General features: G+C 64.0%; 12 protein-coding genes. 9 read left to right on the top strand and 3 right to left on the bottom strand.

Translation table 11 applies throughout. The features are described 5' to 3' along the window. Nucleotides 1-225 precede the first annotated feature (225 nt). The 4 genes from CBW66_RS13850 to CBW66_RS13865 all read left to right on the top strand — a co-directional run bounded on the left by CBW66_RS13850 (nucleotide 226) and on the right by CBW66_RS13865 (nucleotide 4,057). Nucleotides 226-876 (top strand): HD domain-containing protein, encoded by a 651-nt coding sequence (locus CBW66_RS13850; RefSeq protein ID WP_086137716.1) that lies wholly within the window; start codon nucleotides 226-228, stop codon nucleotides 874-876. A 119-nt stretch (nucleotides 877-995) separates the two neighbouring features. Further along, nucleotides 996-2,270: a TCR/Tet family MFS transporter gene (locus CBW66_RS13855; protein WP_086137715.1), complete on the top strand. Its 1,275-nt coding sequence runs from the start codon at nucleotides 996-998 to the stop codon at nucleotides 2,268-2,270. A gap of 100 nt (nucleotides 2,271-2,370) precedes the next feature. Then, a complete protein-coding gene (locus CBW66_RS13860; protein ID WP_086137788.1) occupies nucleotides 2,371-3,192 on the top strand; it encodes an ABC transporter substrate-binding protein in 822 nt (273 codons plus the stop codon). Nucleotides 3,193-3,199: 7 nt separating this feature from the next. Next, nucleotides 3,200-4,057, top strand: coding sequence for a DMT family transporter (locus tag CBW66_RS13865; RefSeq protein ID WP_086137714.1), 858 nt, complete (start codon nucleotides 3,200-3,202; stop codon nucleotides 4,055-4,057). On the opposite strand, the gene CBW66_RS13870 is transcribed toward CBW66_RS13865, so the two are convergent. After that, nucleotides 4,054-5,907 (bottom strand): CocE/NonD family hydrolase, encoded by a 1,854-nt coding sequence (locus CBW66_RS13870; RefSeq protein ID WP_230492259.1) that lies wholly within the window; start codon nucleotides 5,905-5,907, stop codon nucleotides 4,054-4,056. The two genes, CBW66_RS13865 and CBW66_RS13870, sit on opposite strands and share 4 nt — an antisense overlap. Before the next feature lie 418 nt (nucleotides 5,908-6,325). On the opposite strand from CBW66_RS13870, the gene trpS reads away from it, so the two are divergent. The 4 genes from trpS to CBW66_RS13890 all read left to right on the top strand — a co-directional run bounded on the left by trpS (nucleotide 6,326) and on the right by CBW66_RS13890 (nucleotide 11,139). Beyond that, nucleotides 6,326-7,402 (top strand): tryptophan--tRNA ligase, encoded by a 1,077-nt coding sequence (gene trpS / locus CBW66_RS13875; protein WP_205701126.1) that lies wholly within the window; start codon nucleotides 6,326-6,328, stop codon nucleotides 7,400-7,402. A gap of 132 nt (nucleotides 7,403-7,534) precedes the next feature. Then, nucleotides 7,535-9,124: a pyridoxal-dependent decarboxylase gene (locus tag CBW66_RS13880; RefSeq protein WP_086137712.1), complete on the top strand. Its 1,590-nt coding sequence runs from the start codon at nucleotides 7,535-7,537 to the stop codon at nucleotides 9,122-9,124. A 33-nt stretch (nucleotides 9,125-9,157) separates the two neighbouring features. Further along, nucleotides 9,158-10,411 (top strand): voltage-gated chloride channel family protein, encoded by a 1,254-nt coding sequence (locus tag CBW66_RS13885; protein ID WP_086137786.1) that lies wholly within the window; start codon nucleotides 9,158-9,160, stop codon nucleotides 10,409-10,411. Continuing rightward, the gene (locus tag CBW66_RS13890) at nucleotides 10,408-11,139 is read left to right on the top strand and encodes a bifunctional 2-polyprenyl-6-hydroxyphenol methylase/3-demethylubiquinol 3-O-methyltransferase UbiG (RefSeq protein ID WP_086137711.1); all 732 of its coding nucleotides are present in this window, start codon (nucleotides 10,408-10,410) and stop codon (nucleotides 11,137-11,139) included. The genes CBW66_RS13885 and CBW66_RS13890 overlap by 4 nt, the downstream gene beginning before the upstream one ends. Here the strand turns inward: CBW66_RS13890 and CBW66_RS13895 are convergent. Together CBW66_RS13895 and CBW66_RS13900 are read right to left on the bottom strand one after the other, a co-directional pair. Further along, the gene (locus tag CBW66_RS13895; protein WP_230492258.1) at nucleotides 11,136-12,062 is read right to left on the bottom strand and encodes an ADP-ribosylglycohydrolase family protein; all 927 of its coding nucleotides are present in this window, start codon (nucleotides 12,060-12,062) and stop codon (nucleotides 11,136-11,138) included. The two genes, CBW66_RS13890 and CBW66_RS13895, sit on opposite strands and share 4 nt — an antisense overlap. A gap of 16 nt (nucleotides 12,063-12,078) precedes the next feature. Beyond that, nucleotides 12,079-12,636 (bottom strand): helix-turn-helix domain-containing protein, encoded by a 558-nt coding sequence (locus CBW66_RS13900; RefSeq protein WP_086137710.1) that lies wholly within the window; start codon nucleotides 12,634-12,636, stop codon nucleotides 12,079-12,081. Between the two features lie 51 nt (nucleotides 12,637-12,687). Between CBW66_RS13900 and CBW66_RS13905 the strand changes: the two genes are divergently transcribed. Then, nucleotides 12,688-13,596 carry a DMT family transporter gene (locus CBW66_RS13905; protein WP_086137709.1) on the top strand — a complete coding sequence of 303 codons (909 nt, stop codon included), beginning with the start codon at nucleotides 12,688-12,690 and terminating at the stop codon, nucleotides 13,594-13,596. Nucleotides 13,597-13,701: the final 105 nt, after the last annotated feature.

Here is a 13,701-nt window from a genome sequence, read left to right on the forward strand (position 1 = left end):
TTTTGCAAATACTTTCTCGCAATTAGCTTATGCTTCTAATTTCCGTGCGGCAATGTTACCCCATGTAAATTTCACATGCACTAAAAAAGAGCGGCCGTCTGATTTAGGCTTTTCAAAAATACAATTTGTGTGGCGAATACGGCACGTCGCGGCATCGCGCTCCCCACCGCACGGGGCCGCGTTTTATGCCACACTGGCGGCCCCTGCTTTTGACGACTTTGAACCATGCCTTCTTTACTTTCCCAATGGCAACCTCGCCTGCTGGCGCTGGCCACGGCCGGCCTGGGCGATGACAGTGCCCACGACATCAACCACCTGCACCGCGTCTGGCGCAACGCCAAGGTTCTGCTGCAGGAATATACGCAGGCCGACGCCCTCACCGTGATGGCCGCCTGCTATCTGCACGACTTGGTCAATTTGCCGAAAAACCATCCCGAACGCCACCTGGCCTCGCGCCAGGCAGCCGTGCTGGCGTGCCGGCAGTTGGCCGAACTGGATTTCCCAGCAGAAAAATTGGCGGGCGTGGCGCACGCCATCGAGACGCACAGTTTTTCCGCCAACTTGCCGCCGCACAGCATCGAAGCGCAAATCGTGCAGGATGCCGACCGCATCGACGCGCTGGGCGCCGTGGGGCTGGCGCGCCTGTTTTATACGGCGGCGCGCATGGAGAGCGCGCTGGCCCATGGCAGCGATCCGCTGGCCCGGCAGCGTCCGCTCGACGACAAGGCGTATGCGCTCGACCATATCGTCACCAAGCTCGACAAGCTGCCCGGCAAGATGCAGACGGCGGCCGGCCGCGCGCTGGCCGAACAACGGCTGGCCGTGCTGACGGATTTCCGCGCCGCCTTCGCTGACGAATGGGGAATGCACGCATAAGCCTGGCGGCGATAGCCAGCAACGCGCATGCTGTCTATAATGCAAGCCTCAGCTATCGCGCCGCGCGTCAGCAGCATCCTGTAACGCGCCGGCGCGATGCCCACGCGCCGAAAGCATGCATGTCCGATAAAACCAGCCTCGACAACCATTCCCCGGCCGCGCCCGCGCGCGCCGGCAATCTCAATTTCATCCTCGTCTGCGTCTTCATCGACATGCTGGGCATCGGCCTGGTGGTGCCCGTGTTGCCCATCCTGATCGGCGACTTTGTCGACGGCAAGGATGCGCAGGCATTCTGGTACGGCATCATGGCGGCCGTCTTCGGCTTGCTGCAGTTCATCTGCATGCCCATGCTGGGCGCCATCAGCGACCGCGTGGGACGCCGTCCCGTGCTGCTGTACTCGATGGCCGGCATGGGCATCAATTTTCTTGCCACCGGCTGGGCGCCGAACCTGGCCTGCCTGTTCATCGGCCGCGTCATCGGCGGCGTCTCGTCGGCCAGCATGTCCGTGGCCTCGGCCTATGCGTCCGACATTTCAACGCCGGACAACCGCGCCAAGAGCTTCGGCAAGGTCGGCGCCGCGTTCGGCCTGGGCTTCATTTGCGGGCCCATGCTGGGCGGCTTGCTGGGCGAGATCAATCTGCACCTGCCGTTTTACGTGGCGGCGGGCCTGTCGGCGGCCAATTTCATCTACGGCTATTTCTGCGTGCCCGAGTCGCTGCAGCCGGGCCCGCGCGCGCCCTTTACCTGGGCACGCATCAACCCGTTTGCCGCCCTGCTGAAACTGGTGCGCCGCGTGGAGATCCGCGGCCTGGTGCTGGCCTTCGGCCTGATGACGTTCGCGCAAATGATGCTCAACACCACCTGGGTGCTGTACACGCATTTCCGCTTCGACTGGACGCCGCGCCAGAACGGCATCGCCTTGTTCTGCGTCGGCCTGTGCGCGGCCGTGGTGCAGGCGGGCTTGCTGGGCATGCTCATCAAGCGTTTCGGCGAAGTGCGTTTGTCCTTGCTGGGCATGGCCTCGGGCGCCCTCACCTACCTGCTGTACGGCCTGGCGACGCAGGGCTGGATGATGTACGCCTTGATTTTGTGCAATCTGCTGGCCTTCGCCGCCGGCCCCGCCCTGCAAGGCATCATCTCGAAATCATCTGCTGCCGGCGAACAGGGCGAATTGATGGGCTCGCTACAATCGATCAGCAGCCTGGGCATCATCTTCATGCCTTTGCTCGGCAGCATGATCCTCGGCGAAGTGAGCCACTTACCAGCACAGGACTGGCGCATCGGCAGCACCTTCTATCTGTGCGCCATCATGCAAACCCTGGGCATCGTGGTGGCCTGGCGCTACTTCCAGGCGCAGCGCCTGGCAAGACTTATGGTTTCCACCACAAAGTAGTCGGCGGGATAATATTGTATTTGGGAAATAAATAGGCGAGAATGTGATACTCAGCGGGGCATTACCGATGCCCGGCATTCGTAGGCAAGCAAGGATGGGTATGACTGACTTTTATTCCAGCGCCTGGCGCCGGACCGTGGCCATGCTGGCGCTGGCACTGCCGTCGCTGGCCGGCGCGCAATGCTCGCGCGACATCCAGGTGCCGGTCTCGGCCATCGGTGCCAGCGTGGTGGTCAATGGCGCCACGATCGGCGGCATCTATCCCGACTTGCTGCGCAGCATGGGCGCGCGCCTGGGCTGCAATTTCATCTTCACGGCCGTGCCCCGGGCACGCCTGGAGGCGATGTTCGAGGCGGGCAAGGCCGATATGCTGATTCCCGCCAGCAGCACGCCGCGGCGCGACCAGCACGGCCTGTTCATCCCCTTGATGGGCAACCGGCCCCTGCTGATCTCGCTGCAAGGCGCGCGCGCACCCATCAACACCATGCAGGAACTGATCGAGCGGCGCGACTTGCGCGTGGCGCTCGTGCGCGGCTACGACTATGGCGTCTCCTACCAGGCGCTGGCCAAGGAACTGAGCAGCCAGGGCCGCCTGTTCTACGAAGTCGACGCGCTGTCCGTGGCGCGCCTGATGCAAAGCGGCTTCATCGACGCCACCATCATGAGCCCCACCATTCTCGCCGGCGTGGCGCAAAACGATGCCCGCGTGTATGGCCTGGCCGACCGCCTGCGCCTGGAAGCCTTGCCGGAATTGCCGTGGGGAATGAGCGGCGTCTACTTGTCGCGCAAGTCGCTGACGGCGGATGACCAGGCGGCCCTGCGCGAACTGCTGGAAAAAGCCGGCCGCTCGGGCACCCTGATGGAAGGCTTCCAGCGCCATCACCGCCAGGAATTGTTGTCGCAGAGCATACGCCCGCGCTAAGGCCCGCATGTCCGGTCTCGTCGTCGCCGTCGTCCTGTTTGCCGCCCTGCTGCACGCCAGCTGGAATGCCATCGTCAAGTCGGGCAAGGATACTTTCCTCACGACCGTGCTCGTCTCCGTGGGCGCGGCCCTGATCTCGCTGGCAGTCTTGCCCTTCGTCGATGCCCCCGCCCCCGCCAGCTGGCCCTATCTGGCCGCCTCGGCCGTGGCACAGCTGGCCTACTATTCGCTGCTGGCGGCCGCCTACAAGGCGGGCGACATGAGCCACGCCTACCCGCTGATGCGCGGCAGCGCCCCGCTGCTCGTGGCGCTGGCCAGCTGGCCGCTGATCGGCGAACGCCTGTCTTCCATGCAGATGGGCGCCGTCGCCTGCATCTGCGCGGGCATCCTCGGCCTGTATGTTGCCGCGCGCCGGCCCGCCACGCCTGCTACCAGGATGAGCACGGGGCGCGCCACCGCCTTTGCGCTGGGCAACGCCTGCGTCATCGCCAGCTATACCCTGATCGACGGCCTCGGCGTGCGCCTGTCCGGCGCGCCGGCCGCCTACACGATGTGGATTTTTGTCTTGAACGGCAGCGGGCTGCTGCTGTGGACGATGCTGCGCCGCCGCGCCGGCCTGCTGGCCTATGCGCAAACGCAATGGCATCTGGCCGCCTTCGGCGGTTTCGGCACCCTCGCTTCGTATGGCCTGGCCCTGTGGGCGATGACGCAGGCCAGCGTGGCCGCCGTCGCGGCCCTGCGCGAAACGTCGATCCTGTTCGCCATCGCCATTGCGGCCCTGTTCCTGCACGAAAAAATCAGCCCCCGCCGCTACCTGGCTATCGCCCTGATCGCGGCGGGCGCCATCCTCATGCGAATGGGCTAGCGGGCGTCGAGCGGCGCGATCGGCAACTCGATCGCGCTGGCCGCCCCTGCCGCGTGGTACACGCGCTGCGTCGCCTTTCTATAATGGCCGGGGTCGGCCAGGAAGATGTTCGGCACGTAGTTTTGCGGGTTGCGGTCGTACAGGGGGAACCAGCTCGACTGCACTTGCACGGCGATACGGTGGCCGGGCAGGAAGACGTGATTCGCGTTCGGCAAGGCGAAGCGGTAGCGCTCCACTTTGCTCGGAGGTATCGGCGTCGGGTGCTCGAAGCTGTCGCGGTAGCGGCCGCGGAAGATATCCATCGCCACGCCCAATTGATACCCGCCCATGGCCGGCTGCGACGGCACTTCGTCCGGATACACGTCGATCAGTTTGACCACCCAGTCGGCATCCGTGCCGCTGGTGGCGGCAAACAGGTTGACCATGGGCGCGCCGGCGATGCGCACGGCAGTTTTCAATGGCTCGGAAACGTAGCTGAGCACATCCGTGCGGTCCGCATAGCCGCGCTGGTCGCTGACCAGCCACGGTTTCCACACGTCGGCATCGCCGAGGCGCACGGGACGGGGCACGAAAGGCACGGGCTTGGCGGGATCGGACACGTATTCATCGAAGGCGCCTTCCGCCGCATCCGCAGCGCCCGATGGCGCCGCAAAACCCAGCGTGTTGCCATCCTGCAGGTAGATCGGCGTCAGCTTGGTGTCGCACGTTTCGCAGGCCAGCGGCCACTGCTGCAGGCGCTGCCACTGGTTGGTGCCGCTCTGGTAGGACACGACGGGTGCCGTGTTCGCTTCCGGCGCACCATCCTTCAGGTATTGATTGAGGAATGGCTGCATGACTTTTTCGCGGAACTGGCGCGCCGTATCGCCGTCAAACTTCAGCGCGCCCAGGCTGGAACCTTCATAGTTGACGCCGCTGTGGCGCCACGGGCCGATGGCCAGGTAATTGAGGTTGTTGTGCTTGTCGCGCCCTTCCATCGCCGCGTAGGTGGCGTAGGGGCCATAGATGTCTTCCTGGTCCCACTGCCCCACCACGTGCATGGTGGGCACGATCAAGGGGCGTTTTGCGAGGATTTTATCGAGCGCCTGTTCCTGCCAGTAACTGTCATAGGCCGGATGCTCGAACAGCTTTTTCGTGTAAGTCAGCTTGTCGATGCCAAATTTCTTTGCAAAAGCGCCCGCCGAGCCGATGCGCAGATACGCGTCGTAATCGTCGTAGACGCCCGTCACGGGCGTATCGCCGCTGCCGCGCACGCTCGTCTGCCACGCCAAATAAGACAAGCTGGGCATGCGGAAGGCGCCGTTATGGAACCAGTCGTCGCCGCGCCAGCCGTCGACCATGGCGCTCATGGGAATGGCCACCTTCAGCGCCGGATGCGGATCGACCAGGGCCATCAGCACCGTATGTCCCTCGTACGAGGAACCGAGCATGCCCACCTTGCCATTGCTTTCCGGAATATTTTTCGACAACCACTCGATGGTGTCCCACGCATCGGTCACATTGTCGACCTTGGTATTGTTCAGTGGGCCGCGCACGGGGCGCGTCATCACGTAGTCGCCTTCCGAGCCATGCTTGCCGCGCACGTCCTGGAAGACGCGGATGTAGCCGTTCTCCACCAGCGTATCGTCGCCCTGCGGCAAGGTGGCCAGCATGCTCGCGCTGGTGGCGCGCTGGGCGCGGCGCGCCGCGTTGTACGGCGTGCGCGTGAGCATGATGGGTGCCCGCTTGGCGTCTTTCGGCACGACGATCACCGTGTACAGCTTGACGCCGTCGCGCATGGGGATCATCACCACGCGCTTGACGTAATCATTCATATCGGGCATCACCAGCTTGGCGCCGATATCGGGCGTCATGGGCGGCGTTAGCGGCTGCCACGACGCGGCAAGAAGGGGACTGCACAGTGAACTGATAATGAGGGCCAGACCGGTGTGCCGGACGGAAGGGACAACGCGCATACGATTCTCCAATGATTCATGCCACGCAAAAGTGGCCGAATGGCAATAGTACCCGGAAAGCAAGTTCCGCAATAGGCTGGCCTCTGACGCAGCGCAGCAGATAAATCCGGCCGCAACTTGACAGAACGCGCCCGAACTGCAACCATAACGCCATGAAATTTACCCCGTCACAACACGCCTGCCTGAATTGGTGGTCCCGCTCACTTTCGCGCGGCCACTCTTTAGTGATGTGAATTTGATCCACGCCGCCTCGATCGGTGGCGTAACAGGCTCAGCCTGGATCATCCCCGATGCAGGCGGCTCAAAAGGAAACTTGATGAGCTTGCCTAACACCCCAGATACCCAAGACCAGAACGACGCACCGTCAGCACCGCTGTCGCCCGCCGCCATCGCGTCGCAATCCGTGATCCTGACGGGCGACCGCCCGACCGGCCCCCTGCACCTGGGCCACTACGTGGGCAGCCTGCGCGACCGCGTCCGCTATCAGAACAGCTACAAGCAATTCATCATGCTGGCCGACGCGCAAGCGCTGACGGACAATATGGACGACATCGACAAGGTGCACCGCAACGTCGTCGAAGTGGCGCTCGACTACCTGGCCGTCGGCATCGACCCGAGCAAGACGACGGTGTTCATCCAGTCGCAGATTCCGGAACTGGCCGAACTGACCTTCTACTACCTGAACATCGTCACCGTGGCGCGCCTCGAGCGCAACCCCACCGTCAAGGAAGAAATCCGCTTGCGCGGCTTCGAGCGCGACATCCCGGCCGGTTTCCTGACCTACCCGGCCAGCCAGGCGGCCGACATCACGGCCTTCAAGGCCGGCGTGGTGCCCGTGGGCGAAGACCAGATCCCGATGATCGAGCAGACGAATGAAATCGTGCGCCGCTTCAACCGCATGTACAACCGCGAAGTGCTGATGGAATGCAAGGCGCTGGTGCCGGACATCGGCCGCCTGCCCGGCATCGACGGCAAGGCGAAGATGAGCAAGTCGCTGGGCAACACCATCAACCTGGGCGCGACCCCGGCCGAAATCACGGCCGCCGTGAAAAAAGTCTATACGGACCCGCTGCACCTGCGCGTGGAAGACCCGGGCCACCTGGAAGGCAACATCGCGTTTACCTACCTGGACGCCTTCGACCCGGAAAAAGCGGCGCTGGCCGAAATGAAGGCCCATTACGTGCGCGGCGGCCTGGGCGACAGCATCGTCAAGAAGCGCCTGGACGTGGTATTGCAGGAAATGCTGGCGCCGATCCGCGCCCGCCGCGAAGAGTTCGCCAAGGACAAGGGACAAGTCATCCAGATGCTGAAGGAAGGCACCTTCAAGGCGCGCGAAGTGGCGGCCCGCACGGCCGATGAAGTCAAGTCGGCGCTGGGCCTCAACTACTTCTGATCGCCAGCAGAAATAGCAAACTGATATAGCAAACTGATGCGCTCAGGCGGAGTCGGGTAAAATCCCGCTTCCGCCTGGGCGCAATTCGTTTGTCACCGTGGCACCAGCAATCCGTAGAAAAGACAACGCGCCATGACCGACACCCCTATCGAACAGCTGCTGCAGCAGCATTTTTCCATCGATGCGCTGCAGCAGGCACCCGCGCCACTGCTGCAGGCCCTGCGCATGCTGGGCGGCTGGCTGGCCGCCGAACGCGCCGAACCGTATCCGCACACGCCGTATGCGCAACTGCTGACGCAGCTGTCCGACACCTGCCTGCCCGCGCACGGCATGGATGTGGCCGATTTCCTGCGAGAACTCGATTCCACCGTGCTGGCCAATACGGCCCAGCTGAACCATCCGCAATACATCGGCCACATGACCCAGGCCCTGCCGTGGATCAGCGTGCTGGCCGAAGCGTTCACGGCCACCCTGAACCAGAACCAGGTCAAGATCGAGACAGCGTACGTATCGACCCTGATCGAAAAGCAGATCCTGGGCTGGCTGCACCGCCAGGTGTACCAGCAGGCCGACAGCGTCTACACGCAGGCGATGGCCGCCACCAGCGGCGCGCTGGGCAATGTCGTCAATGGCGGCACCATGGGCAACCTGACGGCGCTGGCCGTGGCGCTGGAAAAACAATTACCCGGCACGCGCAAGCGCGGTTTGTTTGCCGCCATGCAGGATTCTAGCCATGCGGGACTGGCCGTGATCGGTTCGGCCCGCAGTCATTATTCCGTGAAAAAGGCGCTGGCGACCCTGGGCCTCGGCGAAAACGCCCTGCACCTGGTGGCCGTCGACCGCGACAACCGCATCGACATCGCCGCGCTGGAAGCCACCATTGCCGATTTGAAGTCGCGCAAGATCAAGGTCGTCGCCATGATCGGCATCGCCGGCACGACGGAAACGGGCGCCATCGACCCGCTGGCCGCCATGGCGGCCATTGCCGCGCGCGAGTCCATCTGGTTCCACGTCGATGCGGCCTGGGGCGGCGCGCTCTTGATCGCGGAACAGTACCGGACCCTGTACGACGGCATCGCCCTGGCCGACTCTGTCGTCATCGACGGGCACAAGCTGCTGTGGGTGCCGATGGCGCAAAGCATGGTGCTGTTCAAGGACAGCGCCAGCCTGAACCTGTTAAAGCACAACGCCAACTACATCTTGCGCGACAACTCGGGCGACCTGGGCCAGACATCGCTGGAAGGCTCGCGCCGCTTCGATGCCTTGAAACTGTGGACCTCGTTCAAGGTGCTGGGCGTGTCCGGCTACACGACCCTGCTGCAACAGGCGGCCACCTTGTCGGGCCAGTTGCAGGACTTGCTGGCGGACCAGCAGGATTTCGAACTCGTCACGCGCTCCGACACCTTCATTCTGACCTACCGCTACGTGCCCGCCCCCTTGCGCCAGCGCATGGACGCCTTGCTGGCCGGCGGCCAGGTGGACGCGGCGACCGAACTGAACAAGCAACTGAACACCTTGAACGCCAAGCTGCAAAACCGGCAAAAAGCGCACGGCCACAGCTTCGTGTCGCGCACGGTACTCGAATCAACGCGCTACCCTGGCCCGACCAACGTGCTGCGCGTGGTCATGACGAATGTCAAGACGCGCCCCCACCACCTGCGCGCCATTCTGGCGGAACAGCGGGCCATCGGACAGGCGCTGGTAACCGAACTGGGGATGTAAGGATTTCTACCCAACAACTTTGACTGGATGCCGATGCACCGCCTGAGCGCCCTCGCCGATCTGTTACAGCATCTGTTGAAATGGCTGCTGCTGGCCAGCATTGTTGCAGTCTTGGCCGGCACGGCCTCGGCCGGCTTCCTGTACGCCCTCGACTGGGCCACGCGCACGCGCCTGGCGCACGCCTGGATGATCTGGCTGCTGCCCGTGGCGGGCTTTGCCGTCGGCTGGCTGTATCTGCGCTACGGCAGCAGTGTCGAGGGCGGTGCGAACCTGCTCATCGATGAAATCCACGATCCGAAAAAATTCATTCCGCTGCGCATGGCGCCGCTGGTGCTGGGCGGCACCGTCATCTCGCACCTGTTCGGCGCCTCCGTCGGACGCGAAGGCACGGCCGTGCAGATGGGCGGCGCGCTGGCCGACCAACTCACGCGCATGTTTCGCCTGAACAATGAAGACCGCCGCATCATCCTGATGGCCGGCATCAGCGCCGGCTTTGCCTCCGTCTTCGGCACGCCGCTGGCGGGCGCCATCTTCGGCCTGGAAGTGCTGGCCATCGGCCGCTTGCGCTACGAAGCCATGCTGCCCTGCCTGGCCGCCGCCGTCATCGCCGACCAGGTAGTCCTGCTGTGGGGGCCGCTTTTGCACATTGGGCATACGCAGTACGCCGCGCCGCTGATCCCCACCCTCTCCGCCTGGACTTTATCCGCCATGGTCATCGCGGGCGTGCTGTTCGGCGTGACCGGTAAACTGTTTGCGCAAGCCACGCACGGTTTGAGCGCACTGATGAAGCGCTGGATCGGCTACGCCCCGCTGCGCCCGCTCGCGGGCGGCGTCGCCGTCGCGCTCGCCGTGTGGTTGCTGGGCACCGACAAATATATCGGCCTGGGTATCCCCACCATCGTCGACGCCCTAAAGGAACCGCTGCCCGCCTGGGATTTCCTCGGCAAGATGGCGTTTACCATTGTTTCATTGGGCACCGGCTTCAAGGGCGGAGAAGTGACGCCCCTGTTCTTCATCGGCGCGACCCTGGGCAATGCGCTGGGGCCTGTACTGCACCAGCCCGTCACCCTGCTGGCGGCCATCGGCTTCGTCGCCGTATTCGCGGGCGCCGCCAACACGCCGATCGCCTCGACCCTGATGGCGATGGAACTGTTCGGCGCCGAGATCGGCGTGTACGCGGCCATCGCCTGCGTCGTGGCCTACCTGTTTTCCGGCCACGCAGGCATATACCGGGCGCAGCGGGGCGGCCACGCCAAGCGCAGCGCCCGCCAGGATATTGAACCATGACACAAAACATCTACGACAACGACGCCTTTTTCACGGCCTACAGCCAGCTGCCCCGCTCCATCGGAGGCCTCGACAGCGCCCCCGAATGGCCGGCCCTGCGCGCCATGCTGCCAGACGTGCAAGGCAAGCAAGTACTCGACCTGGGTTGCGGCTATGGCTGGTTCTGCCGCTGGGCGGCAGAACAGGGCGCGGCGCGGGTATTGGGCGTGGACGTGTCGGAAAAGATGCTGGCGCAGGCAGGCGGCATGGGAGAATATGCGGCTGTCAGCTATGCCCGGCTTGATCTGGAACAACTGGCCTTGCCGCCCGCCAGCTACGACCTGATCTACAGTTCGCTGGCCTTTCACTACATCGCGGATTTCGCCACCTTGCTGGCCGCCATCCGCCACGGCTTGAAGCCGGGCGGCAAGCTGGTGTTTTCCATCGAGCACCCGATCTTCATGGCGCCGCGCCAGCCGGGCTGGCTGACGGATGGACAGGGCCGCAAGCGCTGGCCCGTCGACAGCTACCAGCAGCAAGGTCCGCGCATGTCGGACTGGCTGGCGCCCGGCGTGATCAAGCAGCACCGCACCCTGGGCACGACCATCAATGCGCTGCTGCAAGCGGGTTTCCAGCTGGAGCATGTGGAAGAATGGGGGCCGAGCGACGAACAGGTGGCGCAGCAGCCGGCCCTGGCGGAAGAGCGCGAACGGCCGATGCTGCTGCTGGTGGGGTGCAGCCTGCGCTAGTCCCGCGCCCGCTCGAACAATTTGCCCGCCAGTTCTTCGATATCGGCGCGCATGGCCAGCGCATCCAGCCACAGCGGCGGAATCGCCTGCGCGCCATAATACGCGCCGGCAAGCTGACCGACGATGGCGCCGGTCGTATCGGCATCTTCACCCAGATTGACGGCACGCAACACGGCCGCTTCCAGTGAGTCGGTATGGAAGAAGCACCAGAGCGCCGCTTCCAGCGATTCCACACAATAACCGCTGCCGCGTATCTGCTGCTCCGTTTTAGCGAGGAAACTGCCGCTGGCCAGTTCCACCAGCTTCGGTTGCGCAGGCCGGAACGCGATACTGCCCAGCAACGCGTCTTTCGCCGTGCCCGCCAGCGCGCTGCACATCAAGGCGGCGAGCAACTGGCAGCTTTCGACGGCTTCCGGCGCCGCGTGGGTGGTGCGCGAACTGTCGGCGGCGCAGGCCACGGCCGCTGCGGCATCGGGATAGGCGAACAGCACGACGGGCGCCAGGCGCATGAGCGAACCATTGCCCGCCGTGTCATTCGCGGTGGAGCCGCTGTACGGATCACCCGTTGCCTGGAAACTGGCCAGCGCGCTCCTTACCGTGCCGCCGATATCGAAGCAGGTGCCGGTGGAACTCAGGTAGCCCCATTGCCACCAGTTCAAGTACCGCACCATCTGGTCCGCCGCATCGAACGCCCCTTTCTGGACCAGGCTTTCGGCCAGGCACAGCGCCATCGACGTATCGTCCGTCCATTGTCCCGGCTGCAAGCCGAATGGACCGCCGCCAGTCATGCCTGTCACAGGTGCAAAGCTGCCGCGCGGAGAAAATTCCACGCTGGTGCCGACGGCATCGCCGCAGGCAAGTCCCAGCAAGGCGCCCAGATAGCGCTTGTGTAAAGTTGGCTTGTACAAAGTTGACTCCATCATGATTTTCCCTTGATTTCTAGCTGGCCACATTGCGTGTAAAGCGCAAGGTGGATGCGCCCGCATTGACGTAGGCATACGCTTGCGCGCTGCTGAAGACGAAAAAATCGCCGGTGGCCAGTTGCCTGGTTTCCGCCGCCAGCACCAGCTGTAGCTCCCCCTCCAGCACATAGAGCATTTCGCTGAAGCCGGCCGGATCGGCTCGCGCCTCGTAGCGTTCGCCCGGCGCCAGGGTCCATGACCACAGTTCCACCTGGCGGCTGGCGGGCGCCGCGCCCAGCAGCACGGCCTGGCTTGCCTGGGAGGCACTTTGCCACATCAACACGCGCAGGCTGTCGTGCGGCTGCTGCGGCGGCTGGACCAGGTCGACAAAGGCCACGTTCAAGGCGGCAGCCACGTGGTCGAGGTTGGCCAGACTGATGTTGGTGTTGCCCGCCTCGACGCCATTGACCATGCGCCGGCTCAGGCCGGACTGGCGCGCCAGTTCCTCCTGGCTGAGGCCGGCGGCAAGGCGCAGGCGCCGCAGATTTGTGGCCAGGTGTGCCAGCACGCCACCGGCCTCGGCTTGACTGCGCAATATATTGCTCCTATGATGATGGGAAATATTTTGCTCACAGCATAGCCTCCCATGAAAACACACGCAAGTCCCCCGCCCGCCTTCGGCCTGCCCGAACTGGCCCTGATCGCCATTACGTTCATTTGGGGCGGCACGTTTCTCATCGTGCAGCATGCCGTGACGGTCAGCGGCCCACTGGCGTTTGTCGCCGCCCGCTTTGCCGTGGCCGCCGGCATCGGCGCCCTGATGTGCCGCGGCCAGCTGCGCCATCTGACGAGGACCGAATTGCTGACGGGCATGGGCATTGGCGTGAGCATCTTTGGCGGCTATGCGCTGCAAACCTATGGCCTGATGCATATTTCCAGCAGCAAATCGGCCTTCATCACGGCCTTTTATGTGCCCATCGTGCCGCTGGTGCAATGGCTGGTCTTCAAGCAGCGGCCCCACCCTGCCGTGTGGGCGGCCGTCGTGCTGGCGTTCGTCGGTTTGCTGCTGCTCACCGGCACGGATGGTTTGAGCATGGCCTTCGGCACGGGCGAGCTGATCACGGCCGTGGGCGCCATCGCCATTGCCCTGGAAATCATCCTCATCAGCCGCGTCTCGGTGCAGCTGAACATCTTGCGCGTGACCATCGTGCAACTGGCCACGGCCTCATTGATCGCCCTGCTGCTGATGCCCGTCATGGGCGAAACACCACCCGTGCTCAGCAAGACGTTCATCCTCAGCATGCTGGCCCTCGGCTGCGCCAGCGCACTGATCCAATATGTGATGAACTGGGCGCAAAAGCGCATTTCCGCCACCAAGGCCACCTTGATCTATGCAGGCGAACCCGTGTGGGCTGGCGTCATCGGCCGTATCGCCGGCGAACGCCTGCCGGCCCTGGCCATAGTGGGCGCGATCCTGATTATCGCTGCGGGCATCCTCAGCGAGTGGCGCCCCAAGCGCCGCGTGCCCGATACAGCCAAGGCGGTGCAACCTTAAGCCGGCATGGATGGTCGGCATTGAGGAACATCAAGCAGCCAGCATCGACCAGGCGTGCCGGACTTTCAGCGCACACCCATCTCGTCCAGCCAGCCAGGCACGCCC

This window comes from Janthinobacterium sp. GW456P (assembly GCF_002127655.1).
Taxonomy (GTDB): Bacteria; Pseudomonadota; Gammaproteobacteria; order Burkholderiales; family Burkholderiaceae_D; genus Janthinobacterium.

Coding starts and splice junctions, on each gene's coding strand:
- CBW66_RS13860 (WP_086137788.1), top strand. CDS start 2,371: ATGACTGACTTTTATTCCAGCGCCTGGCGCCGGACCGTGGCCATGCTG.
- CBW66_RS13855 (WP_086137715.1), top strand. CDS start 996: ATGTCCGATAAAACCAGCCTCGACAACCATTCCCCGGCCGCGCCCGCG.
- CBW66_RS13880 (WP_086137712.1), top strand. CDS start 7,535: ATGACCGACACCCCTATCGAACAGCTGCTGCAGCAGCATTTTTCCATC.
- CBW66_RS13890 (WP_086137711.1), top strand. CDS start 10,408: ATGACACAAAACATCTACGACAACGACGCCTTTTTCACGGCCTACAGC.
- CBW66_RS13870 (WP_230492259.1), bottom strand. CDS start 5,907: ATGACGCCCGATATCGGCGCCAAGCTGGTGATGCCCGATATGAATGAT.
- CBW66_RS13885 (WP_086137786.1), top strand. CDS start 9,158: ATGCACCGCCTGAGCGCCCTCGCCGATCTGTTACAGCATCTGTTGAAA.
- CBW66_RS13865 (WP_086137714.1), top strand. CDS start 3,200: ATGTCCGGTCTCGTCGTCGCCGTCGTCCTGTTTGCCGCCCTGCTGCAC.
- CBW66_RS13895 (WP_230492258.1), bottom strand. CDS start 12,062: ATGATGGAGTCAACTTTGTACAAGCCAACTTTACACAAGCGCTATCTG.
- CBW66_RS13905 (WP_086137709.1), top strand. CDS start 12,688: ATGAAAACACACGCAAGTCCCCCGCCCGCCTTCGGCCTGCCCGAACTG.
- trpS (WP_205701126.1), top strand. CDS start 6,326: ATGAGCTTGCCTAACACCCCAGATACCCAAGACCAGAACGACGCACCG.
- CBW66_RS13850 (WP_086137716.1), top strand. CDS start 226: ATGCCTTCTTTACTTTCCCAATGGCAACCTCGCCTGCTGGCGCTGGCC.